The organism is Pseudomonas sp. PDM19 (assembly GCF_014852215.1).
In the GTDB taxonomy this organism is placed as follows: domain Bacteria; phylum Pseudomonadota; class Gammaproteobacteria; order Pseudomonadales; family Pseudomonadaceae; genus Pseudomonas.
In genome coordinates, this window is the sequence record NZ_JACVBG010000004.1 from 261,069 (window position 1) to 283,684 (window position 22,616).

The 22,616-nt window shown below is 65.1% G+C and carries 22 protein-coding genes and 1 tRNA gene; 7 read left to right on the top strand and 16 right to left on the bottom strand.

The genetic code is table 11. The features are described 5' to 3' along the window. Positions 1-9: 9 nt before the first annotated feature. The 13 genes from IB273_RS23450 to panM form a co-directional block, all read right to left on the bottom strand. The gene (locus tag IB273_RS23450; RefSeq protein WP_192225142.1) at positions 10-1,497 is read right to left on the bottom strand and encodes an efflux transporter outer membrane subunit; all 1,488 of its coding nucleotides are present in this window, start codon (positions 1,495-1,497) and stop codon (positions 10-12) included. Further along, complete coding sequence (locus tag IB273_RS23455) at positions 1,494-1,967, bottom strand: MarR family winged helix-turn-helix transcriptional regulator (protein WP_065086500.1); 474 nt, start codon at positions 1,965-1,967, stop codon at positions 1,494-1,496. Before IB273_RS23455 ends, IB273_RS23450 begins: the two co-directional genes overlap by 4 nt. Positions 1,968-2,355: 388 nt before the next feature. Beyond that, positions 2,356-3,576, bottom strand: coding sequence for a methyltransferase (locus IB273_RS23460; RefSeq protein ID WP_192225143.1), 1,221 nt, complete (start codon positions 3,574-3,576; stop codon positions 2,356-2,358). Positions 3,577-3,642: 66 nt separating this feature from the next. After that, positions 3,643-4,335 (bottom strand): ABC transporter permease, encoded by a 693-nt coding sequence (locus IB273_RS23465; RefSeq protein ID WP_081515330.1) that lies wholly within the window; start codon positions 4,333-4,335, stop codon positions 3,643-3,645. Beyond that, on the bottom strand, positions 4,332-5,027 hold the full coding sequence (locus IB273_RS23470) for an ABC transporter permease (RefSeq protein ID WP_081515331.1): 696 nt from the start codon (positions 5,025-5,027) through the stop codon (positions 4,332-4,334). The genes IB273_RS23465 and IB273_RS23470 overlap by 4 nt, the downstream gene beginning before the upstream one ends. Positions 5,028-5,083: 56 nt before the next feature. After that, positions 5,084-5,836, bottom strand: a complete 753-nt coding sequence (locus IB273_RS23475) for an ABC transporter substrate-binding protein (RefSeq protein ID WP_081515332.1) — start codon at positions 5,834-5,836, stop codon at positions 5,084-5,086. A 14-nt stretch (positions 5,837-5,850) separates the two neighbouring features. After that, positions 5,851-6,624: an ABC transporter ATP-binding protein gene (locus IB273_RS23480; RefSeq protein WP_045215765.1), complete on the bottom strand. Its 774-nt coding sequence runs from the start codon at positions 6,622-6,624 to the stop codon at positions 5,851-5,853. Positions 6,625-6,907: 283 nt separating this feature from the next. Further along, positions 6,908-9,238 carry an LTA synthase family protein gene (locus IB273_RS23485; RefSeq protein ID WP_192225144.1) on the bottom strand — a complete coding sequence of 777 codons (2,331 nt, stop codon included), beginning with the start codon at positions 9,236-9,238 and terminating at the stop codon, positions 6,908-6,910. Between the two features lie 231 nt (positions 9,239-9,469). Continuing rightward, a tRNA-Phe gene (locus IB273_RS23490) sits at positions 9,470-9,545 on the bottom strand. A 78-nt stretch (positions 9,546-9,623) separates the two neighbouring features. Next, positions 9,624-9,896, bottom strand: a complete 273-nt coding sequence (locus IB273_RS23495) for an oxidative damage protection protein (protein WP_015479334.1) — start codon at positions 9,894-9,896, stop codon at positions 9,624-9,626. Continuing rightward, the gene (mutY, locus tag IB273_RS23500) at positions 9,893-10,960 is read right to left on the bottom strand and encodes an A/G-specific adenine glycosylase (RefSeq protein WP_192225145.1); all 1,068 of its coding nucleotides are present in this window, start codon (positions 10,958-10,960) and stop codon (positions 9,893-9,895) included. Before mutY ends, IB273_RS23495 begins: the two co-directional genes overlap by 4 nt. Beyond that, positions 10,957-13,185, bottom strand: a complete 2,229-nt coding sequence (locus IB273_RS23505; RefSeq protein WP_192225146.1) for an AsmA family protein — start codon at positions 13,183-13,185, stop codon at positions 10,957-10,959. The genes mutY and IB273_RS23505 overlap by 4 nt, the downstream gene beginning before the upstream one ends. A gap of 141 nt (positions 13,186-13,326) precedes the next feature. Continuing rightward, the gene (gene panM, locus IB273_RS23510; RefSeq protein ID WP_192225147.1) at positions 13,327-13,725 is read right to left on the bottom strand and encodes an aspartate 1-decarboxylase autocleavage activator PanM; all 399 of its coding nucleotides are present in this window, start codon (positions 13,723-13,725) and stop codon (positions 13,327-13,329) included. Between the two features lie 140 nt (positions 13,726-13,865). Here panM and hisB point away from each other — a divergent pair, with 140 nt between their 5' ends. The 7 genes from hisB (at position 13,866) to IB273_RS23545 (ending at position 18,962) form a co-directional block, all read left to right on the top strand. Further along, complete coding sequence (gene hisB, locus IB273_RS23515; protein ID WP_015479330.1) at positions 13,866-14,459, top strand: imidazoleglycerol-phosphate dehydratase HisB; 594 nt, start codon at positions 13,866-13,868, stop codon at positions 14,457-14,459. Next, positions 14,459-15,097: an imidazole glycerol phosphate synthase subunit HisH gene (gene hisH / locus IB273_RS23520; protein WP_081515338.1), complete on the top strand. Its 639-nt coding sequence runs from the start codon at positions 14,459-14,461 to the stop codon at positions 15,095-15,097. Before hisB ends, hisH begins: the two co-directional genes overlap by 1 nt. Before the next feature lie 3 nt (positions 15,098-15,100). After that, complete coding sequence (locus IB273_RS23525) at positions 15,101-15,361, top strand: DUF2164 domain-containing protein (RefSeq protein ID WP_045215778.1); 261 nt, start codon at positions 15,101-15,103, stop codon at positions 15,359-15,361. A 40-nt stretch (positions 15,362-15,401) separates the two neighbouring features. Next, complete coding sequence (gene hisA, locus IB273_RS23530; protein WP_054910490.1) at positions 15,402-16,139, top strand: 1-(5-phosphoribosyl)-5-[(5-phosphoribosylamino)methylideneamino]imidazole-4-carboxamide isomerase; 738 nt, start codon at positions 15,402-15,404, stop codon at positions 16,137-16,139. Between the two features lie 112 nt (positions 16,140-16,251). Beyond that, positions 16,252-17,022 (top strand): imidazole glycerol phosphate synthase subunit HisF, encoded by a 771-nt coding sequence (hisF, locus tag IB273_RS23535; protein WP_081515340.1) that lies wholly within the window; start codon positions 16,252-16,254, stop codon positions 17,020-17,022. Positions 17,023-17,298: 276 nt separating this feature from the next. Continuing rightward, complete coding sequence (locus tag IB273_RS23540) at positions 17,299-18,054, top strand: substrate-binding periplasmic protein (RefSeq protein WP_405307450.1); 756 nt, start codon at positions 17,299-17,301, stop codon at positions 18,052-18,054. A 152-nt stretch (positions 18,055-18,206) separates the two neighbouring features. Next, a complete protein-coding gene (locus IB273_RS23545; protein WP_054910504.1) occupies positions 18,207-18,962 on the top strand; it encodes a substrate-binding periplasmic protein in 756 nt (251 codons plus the stop codon). A gap of 139 nt (positions 18,963-19,101) precedes the next feature. Here IB273_RS23545 and IB273_RS23550 read toward each other — a convergent pair whose 3' ends face one another. From IB273_RS23550 to IB273_RS23560, 3 genes are read right to left on the bottom strand one after another with little or no spacing between them, the layout of a single operon-like run. After that, a complete protein-coding gene (locus tag IB273_RS23550) occupies positions 19,102-19,884 on the bottom strand; it encodes a divergent polysaccharide deacetylase family protein (protein WP_192225148.1) in 783 nt (260 codons plus the stop codon). A 3-nt stretch (positions 19,885-19,887) separates the two neighbouring features. Beyond that, a complete protein-coding gene (locus IB273_RS23555) occupies positions 19,888-21,198 on the bottom strand; it encodes a S41 family peptidase (RefSeq protein ID WP_081515343.1) in 1,311 nt (436 codons plus the stop codon). A gap of 27 nt (positions 21,199-21,225) precedes the next feature. Further along, positions 21,226-22,515, bottom strand: a complete 1,290-nt coding sequence (locus IB273_RS23560) for a murein hydrolase activator EnvC family protein (protein ID WP_081515344.1) — start codon at positions 22,513-22,515, stop codon at positions 21,226-21,228. Positions 22,516-22,616 lie beyond the last annotated feature (101 nt).

Sequence of the window (22,616 nt, forward strand, 5' to 3'; positions counted from 1 at the left end):
GTGCCTCGTTCAGTGCGCGGCGGCCGCGTTCGCCTGGGCGAGCGGGGCAGGAGTGGAAGTGGTGTCGGGCTGGTAGCCACCGCCCAGGGCCTGGACCAGTTGCACCGAAAGGTCGATGCGTTGGGCGTCCAGGCTGGCCAGCTGGCGTTCGGCGAGGAGCAGCTGCTGCTGCACGCTGAGGGCGTCTAGGTAGTTGCCGACGCCTTCGCCGTAACGGCGCATGGCCAGGTCGAAGTTGGACTTTGCGATATCGCGGGCATCGCGCTGGTCGTCGATCTGCTGCTCCAGCGAGCGCAGCTTGCCGAGATCGTCGGTGACCTCGCCGAGAGCGCTGACCAGGGTCTTGTTGTACTGGGCGACGGCCAGGTCGTAGTCGGCGTCCTTCCCGGCCAGGTTGGCGCGTAGGCGGCCACCGTCGAAGATCGGCAGGGAGATGGCCGGCGCGATCTGGAAGAACCGGCTTGGCGCTTTCAGCACGTCGCTGGTGTGCAGAGCGGCCAGGCCGACCATCGCGCCCAGGTTCACGTTGGGATAGAACTCGGTCTTCGCCGAGTCGATACTTTTTGATGCAGCTTCGACCCGCCAGCGCGCGGCGACGATGTCCGGGCGGCGACCCAGCAGTTCGGCCGGCAGGTTCGACGGCAGGCTCAGCGCGCCGGGCTTGAGCACCTGCGGACGCTGCAGGTCCTGACCACGGTCCGGGCCCTGGCCGAGCAGGACGGCGAGGGCGATGCGGTCGCTGGCAATTTCCTGTTCCGCGGCGGCCAGCTGCTGCTTGGCGCTGGCGACCTGGGACTGCGTCTGTTGCAGCTGGACCTTGCTGTCGAGACCAGCGTCCATGCGTTTCTGGCTGAGCTGGAAGAGGTGCTGCGAGCGATCCAGTTCATCCTTGGCCAGGTCGTGGGCAACGAAGGCGTGGGCCAGATTGCTGTAGGCGCGGGCGACATTGGTGGAGAGCGTGATCGAGGCGGCCTGGCGGTCGACTTCGGCAGCGTTGGCCTGGCCGAGGGCGGCTTCCCAGGCGTCGCGCTGGCCGCCCCAGAGATCGAGGTCGTAGCTGAAGCTGAGCGACAGGTATTTTACCGCCGAGTAGCGACCGCCCATGGGCGCAGGAATCACGTTTTCCGGTGCGCGGATGCCGGCATAACTGGCGGTGCCCTTGACGCTGGGCATGCGCGCGGCGTCCTGCGCTTGCGCAGCGGCGATGGCCTGGCGGGCGCGGGCGCTGGCGATGTCCAGGTCCGGCGTGCCTTGCAGGGCCTCGCTGATCAGACTGTCCAGCTGCGGGTCGCCCAGGCTGATCCACCAGTGCTCGCTGGGCCAGGCAGCGGTGGACAGCGGAGTACCATCGAGGCTGACGCCAGCCTTCAGGCTGGCGGGGTCGACGGCCTTGCCACTGATGTCCAGGCCCTTGTAGCTGACGCAGCCGGACAGGCTCAGTGCGGCGGCGAACACGGCGGCCGGCAGCAGGGCGATACGGAGATGGTTCATGATCATTTCTCCTGCGCCGCGCAATGGGCCGCGGCGCCGTGGGCGCGCAGGATCTTGTCGAGCAGGCCGGTGAGGGTCTGCAGTTCATCGCGGGAGAGGCCACCGACCAGCTCGTTCATGGCTGCAGCGGCGATGCTCGGGGCTTCGTCATTCACGGCCTGTCCGGCGGGGCTCAGGCTTAGGCGCACGCTGCGTCGGTCGTTCTGGCAGGGCTCGCGGACCAGCAGGTCCTTGCGTGCCAGGCGGTCGAGCATGCGGGTCATGGACCCGCTGTCGATGGACAGCTCGCGGCACAGCTCGGCCGGGGTGTTGGCGCGGTCGTTGCCGATGAAGAACAGCACCTTGAACTGCGCGGCGGTGATGTCCAGGTGCGCCAGATGCTTGTCCAGCAGGCGATCCTTGAGGATGGCGGTGGCACCCAGCAGCTGGCCGATGGAGCCTTTGAACGGAAAATCCGCGACGTCGTAGTGATTCATGTCAAAACAGAAAGCTGCTTAGGCAGTGAAATGTTTCGAAATGATACTGCCTAGGCAGCGATTGACAAGATTAGATTGTCGCGATTACGCAACAATCCGTTCGACGAAGCGCTATTGGAGCAGGAATGGCAACAGGAATGGCTGATTTCCTACACCGCCGAAGATCTTTATGCACAAGGGGGGTAGCTTTAGGGCGCAAATCGCATATGAGATGTGATAGCAATCACGAAGTCTCATAACCCACTGTTTTTAAAAGATTAAATTTATATGTACAGAAAATGACCAGATCGCAGCGAGGCGGTCTGGGCAGTAAGGAAGGGGAGTTTTTTCCGGGGTTACGAACAGAGTTATCCACAGGGTCTGTGGGTGAAGCCCTGGAACGCCCGTCTCAGATGCGTTCGGCCAGTAATAGCAGGTTGCGAGGGGTCATCCGGGTGGCGCAGAAGGCGCCCAGGGTGGCGCGATAGCCCTGTTCCTCGAGGAATAACGCGCGATCGAGCAGCAGCCACAGCTCCATTGGGCGGCGGAACAGTCCGCGCACCAGTTCCAGGTTGCGAACCTGGGCCAGGCGTTGCCAGCCCCTGGCCTCCAGCTCCTGCCAGTCGGTGCCAGTGGGCAGGTCGAGCTCCCTGAGCGCGGCCAGGTCGCGGCAATAGTCGGCGAAGGGCTTGTCCAGCCAGGTCGGCGGCACGGAGGGAGTGGGCAGGTAGTCATTGCTGCCGCGGACTTCCCGTTGCAGCAGGTCGAAAGCCAGCCGCCGCGCCATCGAACCGTCGCGCTGGCGGCGCACGCGGGCGCCAGCGGTGACGGTTTCCGCGAGCGGCAGGCGCAGGTCGTCCCGCGAGAGCAGCAGGGTGGAGCTTTGCGCGGCGTGCGAGAGAGGTTGGTAGTACTCGCTATCTATGCGGTTGTAGCAGCAGGGCGCCACGGCGAGCTGGTGGCAGCCCTGGGCGCTGGCCAGTTGCAGCAAGCGTACGTGCAGGTTGCCGCAGGCGTGCAGGGCGACGGCGGTGTGCTCGGTCTGCAGGTGCTCGCGGACGTCCGGTGCGAGCACGTCCTGCTGGTGATGCCGGGCGTGAAGCTGAAGCCGGTCGCTCAGGCGCTGGCCGTCTTCCACCAGGGCATGGTCAAACTCCAGGCTCAGCAGCGGCTTGCCGTCACGCGCCAGCAGACGGCCCAGATGGCCTTTACCGGCGCACCAGTCGAGCCATTGCTGCGGTGCTTCGGCGAAATCCAGGCGGCTGGCGAAGGCTTCGATCTGTTGCCACTTGCGGCCAGGCACATCGACGGTCAGCTGGTTCGGCAACTTGCCCAGCGGCGTTGCCGGGAGTTCGCCGACGACGGACAGCTTTGTGGCCGTGGCTGCCAATGCCGGGAAGGGCGCGGGGGCGTCGAGCTGCTCGGGCGCGTTGTGCACCGCCTCGGCGTCATCAAGGCTGCGGTTGCGCAGCCAGGCAGCCAGTTCGGGGTGCTCGCGCTCCCAGGCCAGCTCCAGCACCGTGAAGGGTTTCGGCCGCCACAGCGCCTGATGGTCCAGCAGGAAACCGTCCAGTGCCTGGAAGCGCTGGAGCAGGTCGGAGCCGGTCAGGGGAGTGTCGTTCGGGAGCACGGTGCGAAGCGGAGGCAAACCACGGGGCGCGCATTATAGCCACCCCGTGGGCGAACGGTGCGCCGGTCAGCGGCCCTGCATGGAATCCACCTTCAGCCAGCGTTCCAGCAGGCGGAAGATGCGCGTCAGCAGCAGCGTGATGACCAGGTAGAACAGGCCGGCGAGGCAGAAGAACAGCATGGCCTCGTAGGTGCGCGCGATGATGGTGCGGGTCATGCCCATGATGTCGAACAGGGTCACGGTGTACACCACGGCGCTGGCCTTGAGCATGAGGATCACCTCGTTGCTGTAGGCCGGCATGGCGATGCGCGCGGCGCGCGGCAGGATGATGTGGAACAGCGCCTGGCGGCGGGACATGCCCAGCGCCCGGGCGGCCTCCACTTCACCCACTGGAATGGCGTGGATGGCGCCGCGCAGGATCTCGGCGATGTAGGCCGCGGTGTGCAGCGTCATGGTCAGCAGGGCGCACCAGTACGGGTCGCGCAGGTACGGCCAGAGCGGCCCCTTGCGCACACTCTCGAACTGGGCGAAGCCGTAGTAGACGATGAACAGCTGCAGCAGCAGCGGCGTGCCACGGAAGAAGAAGATGTAGGTGTAAGGCACTGCTCGCACGTACCAGTGGCGCGAGGCGCGGGCGATGCCCAGCGGTACGGCCAGGCACAGGCCGGCGACCACGGCGATGGCCAGCAGCTCCAGGGTCAGGGTGGCGCCCTGGAACATCTTCGGCAGCCATTTGAGGATCAGCTCGAGATCGGTCATAGCTCGTTCCTCACGAAGCCACGGCCGGCGCGACGCTCGAGGAAGTGCAGGGCGGCCATGATGAAGACGGTCAGGCCCAGGTAGATGAAGGCCGCGGTCATGTAGAAGGTGAAGGGCTCCTTGGTCGCGTTGGAGGCGACCTGGGCCTTGCGCATGATCTCGTCGAGGGTGATCAGCGAGACCAGGGCGGTGTCCTTCAGAAGAATCAGATAGAGGTTACCCAGGCCCGGCAGCGCCACGCGCCATACCTGCGGCAGCACGATGCGCCAGAAGATGCGTGGAGCCGAGAGGCCCAGCGCCTGGCCGGCTTCGCGGTGGCCCTTGGGAATCGCCAGCAGCGCGCCACGGAAGACTTCGGTGGCATAGGCGCCGAAGCACAGGCCCAGGGCACAGGTGCCTGCGGCAAAGGGCGAGAGTGCGAATTCGGGGTGGCCGAAGAGGTCACCGATGGCGTTCAGGCCGGCCACGGTGCCGAAATAGATCATCAGTACCCAGAGTGTCTCGGGTACGCCGCGAACTACGGTGGTATAGAAACCGCCGAGCATGCGCAGGAAGCCGTTCTTCGAGGTCTTGGCGATGGCGCCGAGCAGGCCGAGGACCAGTCCCACGCAGACTGCGGCGAGCGAGAGCTTGAGCGTCATCCAGGTGCCGGCGATCAACTGATCGCCAAAGCCGTGCAGGTCGAAAATCATGGGGAGTCACGCCTGAAGGCGCGCGCCGCCCGGCGAGGGGCGGCGCGGCACATGCATCAGTAGATGCTGAAGGGGAAGTACTTGTCGTTGATCTTCTTGTAGGTACCGTCGTCGACGATTTCCTTCAGAGCGGCGTTCAGCTTGTCACGCAGCGGGTCGCCCTTGCGCACGGCGATGCCGATCTTGTCGTTGTCGAACACCGGCTCGCCCTTGAACTCGAAGTCCTTGCCGGCGTCGCTCTTCAGCCAGTCGTACTGCACGAACTTGTCGGCCAGCACGCCGTCGAGGCGGCCCGAGGACAGGTCGAGGTAGGCGTTTTCCTGAGTGTCGTACAACTTGATGGTGACGGTGTCGGCCATGTTGTCCTCAAGCCAGGTGCCGGCGATGGTCGCGCGCTGCGCACCGATCACCTTGCCCTTGAGGTAGCCCTTGTCGGTCTTGAAGTCGGTCGACTTCGGCGCCACGAACTGCAGCTTGTTGGTGTAGTAGGCGTTGGTGAAGTCAACGGCCTGCTTGCGCTCGTCGGTGATCGACATGGAAGCGACGATGAAGTCGAACTTCTTGGCGTTCAGCGCCGGGATGATGCCGTCCCAGTCGGAGGTGACGACGTCGCACTCGGTCTTCATCTTGGCGCACAGCGCCTTGCCAATCTCGATATCGAAACCGACGACCTGGCCGCTGGCGTCGATGCCGTTGAAGGGCGGGTAGGCGCCTTCGGTACCGATGCGCAGTTTGTCCGCGGCGATGGCCTGGCTCCCCAGGGCGAAGGTGGCCGCGATAGCCAGAACGATCTTCTTATAGTTGTTCATGCAGTAATGCTCCGTTAGCGGTGGCTGGACATGAATTGTTTACAGCGTGCCGATTGCGGGTTGTCAAATACCTGCTGCGGCGGTCCCTGCTCTTCTACCAGGCCCTGGTGGAGGAACACCACCTCACTGGATACCTGGCGGGCAAAGTTCATTTCATGGGTCACCAGCAGCATGGTGCGACCCTCATCGGCGAGCGCGCGGATAACGTTAAGCACTTCCTGGACCATTTCCGGGTCCAGTGCTGACGTCGGCTCGTCGAAGAGGATGACCTTGGGCTGCATCGCCAGCGTGCGGGCGATGGCGGCGCGCTGCTGCTGGCCACCGGAAAGCTGCGCGGGGAAGCTATGGCGCTTGTCGGAGATGCCGACCTTGGCCAGCAGGGCCTCGGCGATCTCGGTAGCCTCGGCCTTGGTCTTGCCCAGCACACGACGCGGCGCCTCGATGATGTTGTCGAGGATGCTCATGTGCGGCCAGAGGTTGAAGTTCTGGAAGACGAAGCCCAGTTCGCTGCGCAGACGGTTGATCTGCTTGTTGTCCGAGGCAACCAGCGAGCCGTCCTTGGTCTTCTTCAGCTTGAGCTCTTCACCGGCGACCAGGATCTGGCCCTGGTGCGGGTTCTCCAGCAGGTTGATGCAGCGCAGGAACGTGGATTTACCGGAACCGGAGGAGCCGAGAATGGAAATCACATCGCCGTCGCGGGCGGTCAGGGAAATGCCTTTGAGCACTTCCAGGTCACCGTAACGCTTGTGCAGGTTACGGATTTCCAGTGCGGGTATGGCCGTGGCCATAGGGGGCTCCTCTATTGTTATTCGGACGCTTTCGCAGCAGGTCACTGCAGAATCGGGGCCATCCTGGCGAGGGGCAACCTAACACGCACTCCGGAGTGCGCCAAGCGCCCATCTGCCGCGGTCGTCGGCTGTAGTGGCAAGTTGTCGCATTGCCGCTCGGCGTTGTCGCCTGGGCTGAACTAGCCGCGCCGGATGAGGGCATCAGGTGGTGGCGCGGGGGCGGGATAGTGCCAGTTTAGACCGGCCGATAAAAGTCCGGCGGCCCTGGGGCCGCCGGTTGGTATCACTGCATCATCTGCCGCAGTTGCGGGTTCGGATCTTCGATCGCCTCTGCAGGGGTTATGTCGTCCTGGGATTCCGGTGGCTGGCTGGCCATCAGGTTCGGGTGCCCGGAAAGGCGCGGGATCGGCAATGGCTTGGCGTCGGCCAGACCGGTACCGCCAGCCTCGGTGGCGTTGATCGTCGATTTGCGCGGCTGGGTCAGCACGTGGAAATCGGTGATCTCGATGACGCCCTTGCCTTCGGCGAGCAGGTGGAAGGAGAAGGCCTTGCGGGCTTCCTCGTTGTCGAAGCCGAAGCTCACTTCCAGCGGCTGGTTGCGTTTCACCAGCGGGAAGTCCGGCATCTCGATGGGCACGGGCTTCTCGAAGGAGCGCGTCTTGAGCGTCACTTTCGCCCCATTGGCGTCCATCTGGATCGCGCGGATCTTCAGGCGCACCGTGGTGTGGGTGTTGGCCGGAAACTCCAGGTACTGCGCGCCGATCAGGTTGTCGGTGTACTCGTTGTCGATCTGTGGCTTCAGGCGGATCCGTTCCTTGGTCGCGAACTGGTATTCGCGAGCCGACTGCGCCTTGGTCACCGACTGGTCGAGGATGTCTGCTCGGGCAGTCATCAGGCGGGCGTCGCGGCCACTGAAGCGGCCTTCGAACTTGGCGGTGTCGGCGATGAAACCGTCACTCTTGTAGCGCCGGCAGACCTGCTGGAAGTCGCACTCGGTGAAGTTGCCCTTGCCGTCGTGATAACGCTGCATGCCGTTGGTGAAGGTCACCATCTCGCGGCCGTTGGCGTATTCGCGGAATAGCGAGCGGCCGGCGATATCCTGTGGCGCCTTGATGGCGAAGTAGTCGAGCACCGAGGATTCCAGATCGACGTGGCCGTAGACGCCGGCCTTCACTGGCGGCAGCGCGGCCTGTTCCGGTGCAAGAATCAGGTTCAGGCCCCAGGCCGAGGCAAGGCGCACGTTGTCGATGCCGTGGGATTCGTCGGAGGTGACGATCACCAGGGTGTCCTTGAGCACGCCTTTCTCTTCCAGGCCCTTGAGGAAGGCATCGACGGCGTCATCCAGGTAGGCGACCGCGGCCTGGCGCGGGGTCGGGTACTTGGCCAGGTATTCCGGGGTGGCCGAATACGGCTGGTGTGTGCCGACGGTGAGCAGGGTGAGCATCCACGGCTGCTTCTTCTGGCGCAGTTGGCCGACATAGTCCAGCGCGCCCTCGAAGAAGGCCTTGTCGTCCATGCCCCAGGCGAATTCCAGGTAGGGTTTCTTCTTGAACCAGTCGCGGCCCAGGGTCTTGTCGAAGCCCATGGCCGGCATGACCTTGTCCTTGGCCATGAAGCGCAGCCCGGCGCCCTGCAGGAAGTGGGTGCTGAAGCCGGCCTGGTGCATCTGTGCCGGCAGGCATTCGGCGGCGCGGGTCGGGTTGCCCAGCAGTTCGACGCCCTTGGGTGTGCCGTTGTCCAGCTTGCTGTAGTCGCCGCAGAGCATGGCGTAGAGACCGCGGATGGTCTGGTGGCTGTGCACCACGTAGTCCGGAGTGGTCATGGCGCGCTCGGCCCAGGTGCTCAGGCGCGGCATCATCGATTCTTCGTAGCTGCTGCTCAGGGCGGCGCGGTTGGTGGCGACGTAGGCACCAGGGATACCCTCCATGGCGATGATCAGTACGTTCTTCGCCTGGCCGCGGCCGGCCAGCAGCGAAGTGCCATTGAGGTCGTGCTGGGTCAGGCCGGTGACGTCCGGGCGGACCTCCGGTTGGTCGCGGTCGCGCCAGTCCTGGTAGGCCATCTCGCCGCTGGTGACGGCGCGGGAGACCAACTGGTGCGGCAGGTTGAACTGCTTCCACATCTCCGCGTCGCTGGGCTGGAAGTACTGTACGCCAGCGTGGGCGGCCAGCAGTGCGGCCGGTACGGCATAGGCGTAGCGCGGCAGCGGCTTTTCGCGGCGGCGCCAGAGCAGCGCGCAGAGCAGGATGCCGGCGCCGATCAGGATTGCCAGGTGCAGGTGGTTGAGTCCGCCGCCCTCGGTGGAGTTGGCGACGAAGGTCGGGTCGGCGAGGAAGTGCAGGTCTTCCGGCGCAGGCATGCGGCCCACGGCGCTGACCAGTTCGGCGGTGCCGATCACCGACAGGGCCCACACCAGCATGACCGGAATGGCGATGAACAGTCGACGGTTGTGCACTGCGACGACCAGCAGGGTGCCGAGCGCGAGGTCCGACAGGTAGCCCAGCGGGGAGCCCCAGCCAATGCTGTAGCGGCCGATCAGCGGCACCAGCAGGAAGAGGGCAGACAGGGAAACCAGGTTGCCCCGGGAATTCCACCAGCTTATGAGTTTGCGCACAGTGACTCCGCTACGAAACATCGAATCCCGGAGGGTATCTCACTACAGGGTGAAAATCGTCCGGATGGTCATGATTCTGAAAGATCGATGTGCTATGTGCCAGTAGACACTGAGGTTCGGCAAACATTCGATACGAAACGCGGGAATGTTCCGGGGCGGAGGAGTGACTTGTGCGGAGCGGAATGAAAAAGCCCCTGAAATCTCGCGATTTCAGGGGCTTTTCGGAAGGCTTGGTGCCCAGGGACGGAATCGAACCGCCGACACGGGGATTTTCAATCCCCTGCTCTACCAACTGAGCTACCTGGGCAACGTGGCGCGCATTAAAAGGGTTTTCGGAAGGGGTGTCAAGCGTGCCGCGAAAAAATTTTTCAAATAATACCGAAGCTTACGCGCTGGGCGGTACGTAGCCCTCGGCCTGCGCGTATTCCTCGCCCGACAGGAACTTGTCCATCTCGGCGGTGAGGAACTTGCGATCCTCGGCATTCATCATGTTCAGGCGACGCTCGTTGATCAGCATGGTCTGGTGCTTCTGCCATTCGTCCCAGGCTTTCTTCGAGACGTGCTCGTAGATGTCCTGGCCCTTGGCTCCGGGATAGGGCGCGCGATCGAGGCCGGGCAGCTCTTCTTTGTATTTGCGGCACATCACCAGTCGGGTCATGACATTTCTCCTGCGTTCAACACGTCGGCGGCTCGTTTGAGCAGCTTCTTCACCGGGGCGGCAAGGCCGAGCCGCGGCGGGGTGGCGAGGTTATACCAGAGCCAGTCGGCCTCGGCCACGGCGGGGGCTGCGTCCTCGACGCGCACCAGCCAGGGCTCGATGGCCAGCTGGAAGTGGCTGAAGGTATGGGTCAGGCCGGGCAGCTCGCGCCGCTCGCCCAGACGCAGGGCGTGGCGCTGGGCCAGTGGGTCGAGGGCGGCCAGGTCGTCCAGTTCGGGGAAGCTCCACAGGCCGCCCCAGAGTCCGGTCGACGGACGGCGGTAGAGCAGGATGTCGCCCTCGCGGTTGGCCAGGATCGGCATCAGCGTGCGTTTCTGCGGCAGCGCCTTGCGCGGCTTGGATACCGGGAAGTCGGTCTCGCGGCCGAGAAAGTGCGCGCGGCAGCCCTCGCGCAGCGGACAGAGCAGGCAGCTCGGCTTGCTGCGGGTGCAGAGGGTGGCGCCCAGGTCCATCATCGCCTGGGTGTAGTGGTTGACCCGCTCCTGCGGCGTGAAGCGCTCGGCGGCGTCCCACAGCTGTCTGGCGACCTTGGGCTCGCCCGGATAGCCGTCGCAGGCGATGTAGCGCGCGAGCACGCGCTTGACGTTGCCGTCGAGGATCGGCGCACGCAGCCCCATGGAGATGCTGGCGATGGCGCCGGCGGTGGAGCGGCCGATGCCGGGCAGCTCGGCGAGCTGTTCGACGTCGCGGGGGAATTCTCCGCCGTGCTGTTCCATCACCGTCTTCGCGGTCTTGTGCAGGTTGCGGGCGCGGGTGTAGTAGCCCAGGCCCGTCCACAGGTGCAGCACTTCGTCTTCCGGCGCGTTGGCCAGGTCCGCCACCGTCGGCAGCGCCGTCATGAAGCGGTCGTAGTAGCCCATCACGGTGCTGACCTGCGTCTGCTGCAGCATGATTTCCGAGACCCACACCCGGTAGGGCGTGATGTTCTGCTGCCAGGGCAGGTCATGGCGGCCGTGCGTGTCGAACCAGTCGAGCACGGCCTGATTGAAGCTTTGCGGGGTCACTTCTTGAACAGCCCTTTGAGTGCGTCTTTGAGTTCGGGACTGACCTTGTCGCCGAGCTTCTCTTCGAGTTTCTGGTTCAGTCGGTCCCCGGCCAACCGTGCGGCGATCTTGCCGATGCCGTCCTTGTCCAGGCGGCAGGCCTTGGCGCCCAGTTCCAGCGGGCCGCGGCAGCGCAGCGGCCATTCGATGCCGACATAGCGCTTGTTCACTTCGCAGGCGGGGTCGGGCATGTCGCTCTTGTCGCCTTCGATGGTGACGCCGACGCGGTAGTCCATACCCAGCACGCGCAGGTCGAGGTCGCCGTCGGCCTTGACGGTCAGGCCGGGAATGCTGGCCTTGAGGTCCGGGTTGCTGGCTACGCCATTGCGGAACACCAGGTTGCCCTGCAGCTCGCGGAACGGAGTGTCCTTGCCGCCATGCTCGCCAGTCAGCGACTTGCGGTTGAGCGTGGCGATGCCCTGGCACAGCTGCTGTTCAAGGTTGGCATTGAGCAACACGCCCTGGGTCAGGACGAAGTGCGCGGTGCCGTTGAGGTTGTCGATCCAGGCCTTTTGACTGTTGCCCTGGGTGGTGATGTCGGCGTCGAGGTCGAGCAGGCCCTTTACCGGCGGCTTCTGGCCCTGGGATTCGAGCAGGCGCTCCACCGGTACGTCGGCGATGTGCTTCTTCGCCTGCAGGGTCGGTACGTCCTGGCGCACGTCGAGGGTGGCGGTGGCGTTGAACTTGCCGTCGTAGAGCTCGCCGCGCAGGTCGTCGAGGTTGAGCAGGCCGCCCTGGCCGCGCAGCTTGAGCACGGCGTTGTCGATGGGCAGCTTGTCCAGGGTCAGCCGGCCGAGGTTCAGGCCGGCGTCGAGGTCCAGTGCGCGCAGGCGAGCGATGGGCAGCAGCGGGGCGTCGCTCCAGGCTTGCTGAGTCGGCTGGCTGGGCAGCGGGGTGTCGCCCTTGACGGCGTTCTGCGCGGTGGCGTCGACTTCGGCCTTGCGCGCGCTGTTGGTGGAGTCCTGGGCTTTCTTGACCTTGGCCGGCAGGTAGCGGTCGAGGTTCAGCTTGTCGCCGGACAGTTGGGCGCGGATCGCCTGCTTGCTGAAGTCGGCGATGCCGAGATTGCCGCTGAAGGCGCTGTCGTCCAGCTTCAGGTTGATGTCGTTCAGGGCCAGGCTGTTGCGAGTACCGCTGATGCGAGTGGCCAGCTCCAGCTTGGTGAGGGTGGTGGTGTCGGCCATTTCCGGCAGGGTCTGGCCGATGCCTTCGAGGAATTCGCGCAGGTTGAAGGGTGCCAGCGACAAGCCGCCATCGAACTTGGGCTCTTTATCCAGCTCGCGGGCCTTCAGCTCACCCAGGGCGCGCAGCTGGTTGACGGTGACCTTCAGGCCGTTCCACTCGGCGACCTGGGCGGCCTGGTCGAGTACCAGCTGGCCCTGGGCGCTGTAGTTGGCGGTCTTGCCCTGGAACGGATCGCCGGAGACTTCGCCGGAGAGCTTGGCGTCTTCGAGCTGGTAGCGCTTGAGCGCGCGGTCGAAGCGCAGGTTGCCGGTCAGTTCGGTGCGCGCGCGGATCACCGGCTGGTTGGTGCCCAGGTAGGCGCTGAGCTTGAGCGGGATGTTGCTGCCTTCGCGGATGGCGCCGGTGGTCAGCTCGATGCCCTCCACGCTGTAGTTCTTGCCGCTCTGGGCATCGGCGTAATCGATGCGGGCGTTCTTCACGCTCAGGCTGTCGATGTCCAGCTTCATCGCCTGGTGGCCTTCGCCAGCGGCGGGCTTCGTCGGCTCGCTCGGCGCGGGCGCCGGTTGTGCGGCGGGCGGGGTGCCGGCGGCCGGCTGGGCGGGCTTGCCGATGCTTTCCCAGTTGCCGACGCCGTTCTTGTCCTTGTTCAGGGAAAGGGTCAGGCCTTCGACGCGGATGTCGCTCATCTGCACTTCTTTACGCAGCAGGGGCAGCACGCGTACGGACATGGCCAGCAGCTGCGCGTCGGCGAACGGCTTGTCCGGTGTCTGCAGGCTCGCCACGCTGGTGTCATGCAGTTCCAGGCCTAGCCAGGGGAACAGGCTCCAGCCAATGTCGCCCTTGAGGTTCAGTTCGAGGTTGGCCTTGTCCCGGGCGAGCTGGCGGATCTCGTCCTTGTAGTCATTCGGATCGAAGAAATGGCTCAGCACGAAGCCGGCGGCGACGATGAGCAGCAGCAGGACCAGGGCAATGATGCCGATGATTTTGCCGAACGCTTTCATGGACGGGTCCTTGTTCAGGCGGCGGGTGGAATAGCGGGAAAGTATACCAATGACGCAGCGGCGCCCCAGCCCGGAAAGGCAGGCGCAGGTATTGCGGGGTTTGAACGGGGACTTGCGGCGCGGTTCCCCGGTGATGGCGGGTCAGGCTGGCAGCAGTGTCAGGCCCAGGTGCTCGGCGAAGCGCGCGGCTTCGGGTTGATCTTGCGGAGCGCTCAGGCGCAGCGCGGCACCCTGCAGGACGGCCAGGCGCTGGGCTTCTTCCAGCAGGCGCCGGGCGACGCCACGGTTGCGGGTAACCTGGCGCACGCACAGGCGGGAAAGCCGCCAGGTGTCGTCGTCTCGCTCGATCCACGCAGCGCCCAGCAGGCGGTCGTTGAAGCGCCCGGTGAACAGCCGGCGCTCGGCAAGCCCGCGGGTGACCAGTGCATCGGCATCGGCGAAGGGCGCCAGCAGCCATTGTGGCGCGTCGGCGTAGATCTTCAGCAGGTCCTGGCGGTCCTGGTCGCTGGGCTGGGTCAGGTGCTGGACGACGACGGGCATGGGCAATCCTCGGAAGGCGAGCCGCGCAGTGTAGGACTATCGGCCAGCGCCGACCACCGCCCATAGCCGCGCAGCGCCCGGCGCGCCTATAATGCCGCCCCTTCTTATAATTACGTGCAGTGTTAGCTGTGGAGCTGGTGATGGCCGAACGCAAGGCATCCGTCGCGCGCGACACCCTGGAAACCCAGATCAAGGTTTCCATCGACCTGGATGGAACGGGCAAGGCCCGCTTCGATACCGGGGTTCCCTTCCTCGAGCACATGATGGACCAGATCGCCCGCCACGGCCTGATCGACCTGGACATCGAATGCAAGGGCGACCTGCATATCGACGATCACCATACCGTCGAAGACATCGGCATCACCCTCGGCCAGGCCTTCGCCAAGGCCATCGGCGACAAGAAAGGCATCCGCCGCTACGGCCATGCCTACGTGCCGCTGGACGAGGCGTTGTCGCGCGTGGTCATCGACTTCTCCGGCCGCCCCGGCCTGCAGATGCACGTGCCGTTCACCCGCGCTAGCGTCGGTGGCTTCGATGTCGACCTGTTCATGGAGTTCTTCCAGGGCTTCGTCAACCACGCCAACGTCACCCTGCACATCGACAACCTGCGCGGGCACAACACCCACCACCAGATCGAGACGGTGTTCAAGGCCTTCGGCCGCGCGCTGCGCATGGCCATCGAGCTGGATGAGCGCATGGCCGGCCAGATGCCGTCCACCAAAGGGTGCCTGTAATGCAGACGGTAGCCGTCATCGACTACGGCATGGGCAACCTGCACTCGGTGTCCAAGGCGCTTGAGCGCGTGGGCGCCGGTCGCGTGCTGGTGACCAGCGACGCCAACGTGATCCGTGAGGCGGACCGCGTGGTGTTCCCCGGCGTCGGCGCGATCCGCGATTGCATGGCCGAGATCAAGCGCCTGGGCTTCGACAGCCTGGTGCGCGAAGTCAGCCAGGACCGTCCGTTCCTCGGCATCTGCGTCGGCATGCAGGCGCTGCTGGAGCGTAGCGAGGAAAACGACGGTGTCGATTGCATCGGCCTGTTCCCCGGCCAGGTGCGCTTCTTCGGCAAGGACCTGCACGAGGACGGCGAGCACCTGAAGGTGCCGCACATGGGCTGGAACGAAGTGGCACAGAGCGTGGATCACCCGCTGTGGCACGACATCCCCGACCGCGCGCGTTTCTACTTCGTGCACAGCTATTACATCCAGGCTGGCAACCCGCGCCAGGTGGTCGGTCGCGGCCATTACGGCGTCGATTTCGCCGCCGCGCTGGCCGATGGTTCGCGCTTCGCCGTGCAGTTCCACCCGGAGAAGAGCCATACCCATGGCCTGCAGCTGCTGCAGAACTTCGCCGCCTGGGACGGGCGCTGGTAAGCCATGGCCCGCCAGAAGGACAAGCCGGCGATCCTCGAGCTCGACGGCGCCCAGCGCCAGAGCGCGGCGCGGGCGATCCAGCGTTTTCTCGAAGATCGCTTCGAGCTGGACGTCGGTTCCTTCGAGGCCGAAGAGGCGCTGGACTTCTTCCTGCGCGAGTTCGGCCCGCTGTTCTACAACAAGGCGATCTTCGACGTGCAGTCTCACCTGAAAGACCGGTTCGAGAGCATCGAAAGCGACTTGTGGGCGCTCGAGAAGAGCTGACCCGACCCCATTCATCTTTGGATTCGAGCAGGTTCAACCCATGCTGATCATCCCCGCAATCGATCTGAAAGACGGCGCCTGCGTGCGCCTGCGCCAGGGCCTGATGGAAGACGCTACGGTCTTCTCCGACGACCCGGTGTCCATGGCCGCCAAGTGGGTGGAGGGCGGTTGCCGCCGTCTGCACCTGGTGGACCTGAACGGCGCCTTCGAAGGCAAGCCGGTCAACGGTGAAGTGGTTACCGCGATCGCCAAGCGCTACCCGAACCTGCCGATCCAGATCGGCGGCGGCATCCGCTCGCTGGAAACCATCGAGCACTACGTCCGCGCCGGCGTCAGCTACGTGATCATCGGCACCAAGGCGGTCAAGCAGCCGGAGTTCGTCGCCGAAGCCTGTAAGGCCTTCCCCGGCAAGGTGATCGTCGGCCTCGACGCGAAAGACGGCTTCGTCGCCACCGACGGCTGGGCGGAAGTGAGCTCGGTACAGGTCATCGACCTGGCCAAGCGTTTCGAGGCCGATGGCGTCTCGGCGATCGTCTACACCGACATCGCCAAGGACGGCATGATGCAGGGCTGCAACGTCGAAGCCACCGCTGCCCTGGCCAACGCCACGCGTATTCCGGTGATCGCTTCGGGCGGCATCCACAACCTGGGTGATATCCAGAAGCTGCTGGACGCCCGTACGCCGGGCATCGTCGGCGCCATCACCGGCCGCGCGATCTACGAAGGCACCCTCGACGTCGCCGAAGCACAGGCACTGTGCGACAGCTTCAAAGGCTGACCTGAACGCAGGCCGGGCGTGCCGCGAAACGGCATGGCCCGGCACTGAGGACCTGGGGTGGTCCGGCAGCATGGGCATCGCTGCGCTCCACCCATCCTACGAGAGCATTGCTATGGCACTGGCTAAACGCATCATTCCCTGCCTCGACGTGGACAACGGCCGCGTGGTGAAGGGCGTCAAGTTCGAGAACATCCGCGACGCCGGTGACCCGGTGGAAATCGCCCGTCGCTACGACGAGCAGGGTGCGGACGAGATCACCTTCCTCGACATCACCGCCAGCGTCGATGGCCGCGATACCACCCTGCATACCGTCGAGCGCATGGCCAGCCAGGTGTTCATCCCGCTGACCGTGGGCGGCGGCGTCAGGACGGTGCAGGACATTCGCAACCTGCTCAACGCCGGTGCGGACAAGGTCTCGATCAACACCGCGGCGGTGTTCACCCCGGAGTTCGTCGGCGAAGCCGCCGCGCGCTTCGGCTCACAGTGCATCGTGGTCGCCATCGACGCGAAGAAGGTCTCGGCGCCGGGCGAGGCGCCGCGCTGGGAAATCTTCACCCACGGCGGGCGCAAGCCCACCGGGCTGGACGCGGTTGAATGGGCGAAGAAGATGGAAGGCCTGGGCGCCGGTGAAATCCTGCTGACCAGCATGGACCAGGACGGCGTGAAGAGCGGCTACGACCTGGGCGTGACCCGCGCCATCAGCGAGGCCGTGGGCGTGCCGGTGATCGCCTCCGGCGGCGTCGGCAACCTGGAGCACCTGGCCGCCGGCATCATCGAGGGCAAGGCCGACGCGGTTCTTGCGGCGAGCATCTTCCACTTCGGCGAGTACAGCGTGCCGGAGGCCAAGGCCTACCTGGCCAGTCGCGGTATCGTCGTGCGCTGATCCCTTCCGGGCCGGGGTTCTCCCGGCCCGATGGCTCTCTCGTGGGCCGTCCTTCCCCTGCGTCCGGTGGCCGCATTCCCTTTATGCGCATGAAGCTTGCTAGCTCAAGGCTTCGGTCAAGGTTATGGCGCATCCTGGTCAAGGTACTGGCGTTTTTGGATCGGGATACTGGCGTATCTATGTCCCATCGCCATATTCATAGGGTTTATTGACGTCAATTCTCCGAGTAAGCTCTGCGCCTTCTCAGAAATGTCATACGCAGGAAATATCTCGATGCTGAAGCGCATTCTGCTCGCATGGCTAGGCTGCGGCCTGCTTCTGGCCAGTGCGGCAAGGGCTGAAACGGATTCTTCGGACTACAGCGTGGTGCTGCTCACCGAGAACTTCCCTCCCTACAACATGGCCATCAACGGCAAGAACTTCGCCCAGGAAGACAGCATCGACGGCATCGCCGTGGATATCGTCAAGGAGATGTTCAAGCGTGCCGGCGTGCAGTACAGCCTGACCCTGCGCTTCCCCTGGGATCGCATCTACAAGCTGGCGCTGGAGAAGCCCGGCTACGGCGTGTTCGTCACCGCGCGCCTGCCCGAGCGCGAGAGCCAGTTCAAATGGGTCGGCCCGATCGGTCCGGACGACTGGGTCCTGCTGGCCAAGGCCGACAGCCCTATCGCCCTCAATAACCTGGATGAAGCGAAGAAATACCGCGTCGGCGCCTACAAGGGCGATGCCATGGCCCAATACCTCGGCGAGCACGGCTTCGAGCCGGTGCTGGCGCTGCGTGACCAGGAGAATGCCGCCAAGCTGCGCGACGGTCAGATCGACCTCTGGGCCAGCGGTGACCCGGCGGGCCGCTACCTGGCCAAGCAGGTGGGCGTCACCGGTCTGAAGACCGTGCTGCGCTTCAACAGCGACCAGTTGTTCCTCGCGCTGAACCGCGAGACTCCGGATGCCGTGGTGCAGAAGCTGCAGTCGGCGCTGGACAAGATGCGCGCCGAAGGCTTCGTCGACGACGTGCTCAACAGTTACCTGTAACACCCGAAGGCCGGCCACTCGCCGGCGTTCGTGTTTGGCGCCGACATCCCTCGGCGCCGGTTTTGCCACGGAAGGCAGACGAGCGAAGTATTCCGTCCCCCCTGCAGGGATGCCGCAAGCCCAATAACGATAACCAAGCGAGCGGTATGACCATGCTGAAAGTCCTGATCAAGACCCTTACCCTGGGTCTGTTGCTGGGGGCCGCCACGGCCCGCGCCGAGTTGCCCGCCGATTACAAGATGGTGCTGCTCACCGAGAACTTCCCGCCGTTCAACATGGCGGTGGATGACAAGAACTTCGCCCGTGACGATGGTATCGACGGCATCAGCGCCGACATCGTCCGCGAGATGTTCAAGCGCGCCGGCATCCAGTACAGCCTGAGCCTGCGTTTCCCCTGGGATCGCCTGTACAAGCTGGCCCTCGACAAGCCCGACTACGGGCTATTCTCCACCACCTACACCCCTGAGCGCGTGCCGCTGTTCAAGTGGGTCGGGCCGATCGCCAAGACCCACTGGGTCCTGCTCGCGCCGCCGGGCAGCTCGATCAAGGTTAAGGACCTCAAGGACGCCGCCAAGTACAAGCTCGGCGCCTACAAGAACGACGCCGTCAGCCAGAACCTGGAGAGCCAGGGCATCCCGGTGCTCAACGCGCTGCGTGACCAGGAAAACGTGAAGAAGCTGACCACCGGCGAGATCGACCTGTGGGCCACCACCGACCCGGTGGGTCGCTACCTGGCCAAGCAGGAAGGCGTGTCCGGCCTGCAGACCGTGTTGCGCTTCAACGAGGCGCAGCTGTACCTGGCGATCAACAAGGACACTCCGGACGAGGTGGTGGCGAAGCTGCAGAAGGCGCTGGACGAAATGCGCGCCGATGGCTTCATCGAGCAGGCGACCAATAACTATCTGTAGGCCTGCAGTCCGGGCGCCCAGGCCTGACTGCTCTTGGTAGGAGCGAGCTTGCTCGCGAACCGCTTTCGGAAACTCCGGTGCCGGGGCTGTTCGCGAGCAAGAACTAGGCGTCCCCTTCGCTCCTACGAAAAGCCCGCGTCTAGCGGTAAATCCCGTTCTGCCCATGCCCCGCCATGGCGCGGTTGCCGCGCTCGGCGATCATCAGCGACGGCTGCACCAGCTCGTAGCCCTGGGCCTTCAGGGTCGGCAGCACGCGCTTGAGCACCGCCAGGGTCGCCGGCTTCGGGTGGCCGATCATCACCACCGTGCCCTGCTTGCGCGCCAGTTTCAGGCCGCGCTGCATCTGCTCCATCACCGCCGCTTCGCTCGGATCGTCGTCGAGGAAAACGTCCCGCGACAGGCTGGCGAGGCCGATCTTCTGTGCCTCGGCAGCAGCCACGGTGGCGGCGCTGGTGCGGCTGTCGAGCAGGAACAGGTGGCGGCGCTGCAGCTCAGCAGCCAGCCAGGCCATGGCCGGGCGGTCGGCGGTCATGCGGCTGCCTTCATGGTTGTTCACACCCTGCACGTAGGGCACCTTCGCCAGCGCGGCGTCGAGACGGCGCGCGCGCTCTTCCTGGGTCAGTTCCGGGGTCCAGGCGTAACCACCGCCGGCCGGGTCCATCGGCATGTGCAGCATCACGGTGCGCCCGCGCTGGTGCGCCTCGCGCGCCAATTCGGCGGCGTGGGGTGTATCGGGGATGATCGCCAGGGCGATGGCGGGGGAGATGTCGAGCACCTGGCGGTCGCGCGCCAGGTTCTGCCCGAGGTCGTCGATGACGATGCTGACCAGCGGCTTGCCGCCGTCCGGCCGGGGCGCGGCGGCCACCGGCAGGCACAGCAGCGCGCCCAGGCACAGGCCGAAAAGCAGCCGGGCCGGGCGCATCGGTCAGTTGTTGCCGCGGCTGACGCTGAGTCCTTTCAGCAGGCTGAGGGCTTGGCTGAGCTGGTAGTCGCCATCCTGCGGGCGATCCACCGGCGGTTTGCCGGAAGTGGTCGGACGGTCCTGGCCGCCATTGCCGTTGGCCAGGTGGCCCTGCAGGTCCGCTTCCTTGAAGCCGTCGAATTCGCTCTTCTCGCGGGTTACCTTGGCGCGTTCCACCTCGATGTCCGGGGTGATGCCCTGGGCCTGGATGGAGCGGCCATTGGGGGTGTAGTACAGCGCGGTGGTGAGCTTCAGGGCGCGGTCGTTGTTCAGCGGCAGCACGGTCTGTACCGAGCCCTTGCCGAAGCTGTCGGTACCCATGAGGATCGCGCGCTTCTGGTCCTGCAGGGCGCCGGCGACGATCTCCGCCGCCGAGGCGCTGCCGCCGTTGATCAGCACCACCAGCGGGACGCCGTCGCTCGGGTCGGCCGGGTCGGCGGAGAAGCGCAGCTCGGAGTTCGGGATGCGGCCCTTGGTGTAGACGATCAGGCCCTTGGTGAGGAAGGCGTCAGCCACTTCCACCGCGGACTGCAGCACGCCACCGGGGTTGTTGCGCAGGTCCAGCACAATGCCCTTGAGCTTGCCCTTGTTGTCATTGCGCAGCTTGGACAGCGCCTTGACGGTCTCCTCGCCGGTGTTCACCTGGAACTGGGTGATGCGCAGGTAGCCGTAGCCCGGTTCGAGCAGCTGGCTCTTCACGCTCTTGACCTTGATGACGGCGCGCTTGAGGGTTACGTCGAACGGCTTGCCGCCGCCGCGCACGATGGTCAGGGTGATGGGCGAGCCGGCCTTGCCGCGCATGCTGTCCACCGCCTCGTTCATCGACTGGCCCTTGGTCGGCTTGCCGTCGATCTTGACGATCAGGTCGCCCGGCTGGATGCCGGCGTTGGCGGCGGGAGTGTCGTCGATCGGCGAGATCACCTTGACGAAGCCATCCTCGCTGCCGACCTCGATGCCCAGGCCGCCGAATTCACCGCTGGTGCTTTCCTGCAGTTCGGCGAACTCTTCCGGGCCGAGGTAGGCGGAGTGCGGATCGAGGTTGCTGAGCATGCCCTTGATGGCATTCTCCAGCAGCGTCTTGTCGTCCACCGGTTCGACGTAAGCCGCCTTCACCCGGTCCAGGACCTCGGCAAAGGTGCGCAGCTCGTCGAGCGGCAGCGGAGCCTCCTTGCCGTTGGCCGCAGGGGATGCGGCCGGCGCGTCGGCGGCCTGGACCGCACCGACGCCGAGCAGCAAGGCCAGGGCCAGGGTAGTGAGACGGAAAGCTTGCGACATGTTTGGCTCCTAATGCGTGATCGCCGCTTATCCCTGCGTGCGACACCAGGTCGAAGGGTCCGCCGGGCGGCCCTGATGGCGAATGGCAAAATACACCGCCGGGGTACTCTGACCCCCGCTGGCTCCCACGGTTGCAATGGGATCGCCTGCTTTGACGGTATCGCCGGCGTCCTTCAGAAGACTTTGATTATGCCCATAAAGGCTGAGGTAGCCACCACCGTGGTCGAGAATGACCAGCAGGCCTGAGCCGCGCAGCCAGTCGGCGAACACCACGCGGCCGCCATGCACGGCGCGCACGGTACTGCCGGCGTTGGCGCCGATCAGCACGCCATCCCAGGTGGCGCGGGGGTCGTCGCCGCGCGGGCTGCCGTAGCGCGCCAGCACGCGGCCATCCACCGGCCAGGGCAGTTTGCCCTTGGTGGCGGCGAAGGCGCCGCCGAAGCCGGAGCCGCTGGAAACCAGCGGGCCGCTGTAGTCGGGGCGCCTGGAGGGCGTTGCGGGCTTCTCGCCGCGCGTGGCCAGCTCCTGCTCGCGCTTGACCCGCTCGCGCTCGGCGGCCAGGGCGCGCTGGCGCGCTTCCTCGGCTTCGCGGGCCTGGCGGGCGAGGGTTTCCTCGATGGTCTTGAGGACCTTGTTCAGGTCGTCCTGGCTCTGCTCGCGGTCCTTGAGCTTGCTGCTGCCGTCCTTCAGGTCGCTGTTGAGCTTGGCCAGGGTCTCCTGGCGCGCCTTGCGGGCGTCGGCCAGCTCCTGGCGGCGGGCTTCGAGGGCGGTCTGCTGGGCGACCTGCTCGTCCTTCTGCGAGGTGATTTCCTGTTCGACGTTGCTCAGCTGGCGCAGGGTCTCGTTGAAGGCCGAGAGCTGCTCCAGGCGCGCCTTGTTGATGTAGTCGTAGTAGGTGAGGGTGCGGCTGAACTTCTCGGGGTGTTCCTGGTTCAGCAGCAGCTTGAGGTATTCCTGGCGGCCGCTCTGGTAGGCGGCGCGGGCCTGGATGGCGATCAGGCGCTGCTGCTCAAGGCGTGCGCCCTGGAGTTTTTTTTTCTCCGAATCGAGGCGCTGCAGCTCTTCCTCGTTCTTCTTCATCTCGTCCTGGATCTGCCTGATCTGCTTTTCCAGGTCGCCCATCTGGGTTTCGGTGGACTTGAGCTGCTTCTGCACCCCGGACTTTTCGTCCTGGATGTTCTTCAGGTTCTTCTTCAGCTCATTGATGTCTTTCTGCGTCTGCTCCAGCTGACGTTGGGCGTCGGCACGTTCGTCGGCAACGACCGCGAGCGGGCTCAGGAGGCAGATCAGCAGCAGCGGGAGGAGGGCGCGGGGCATTGGGCGGCGGGCACCTGGATTCTGGACCGGGCTAGTATGCCCGTGGCGGGCGCTAAAAAAAACGCCCCAGGCCGCATGGCGTGGGGCGTTTGCTCTGACCG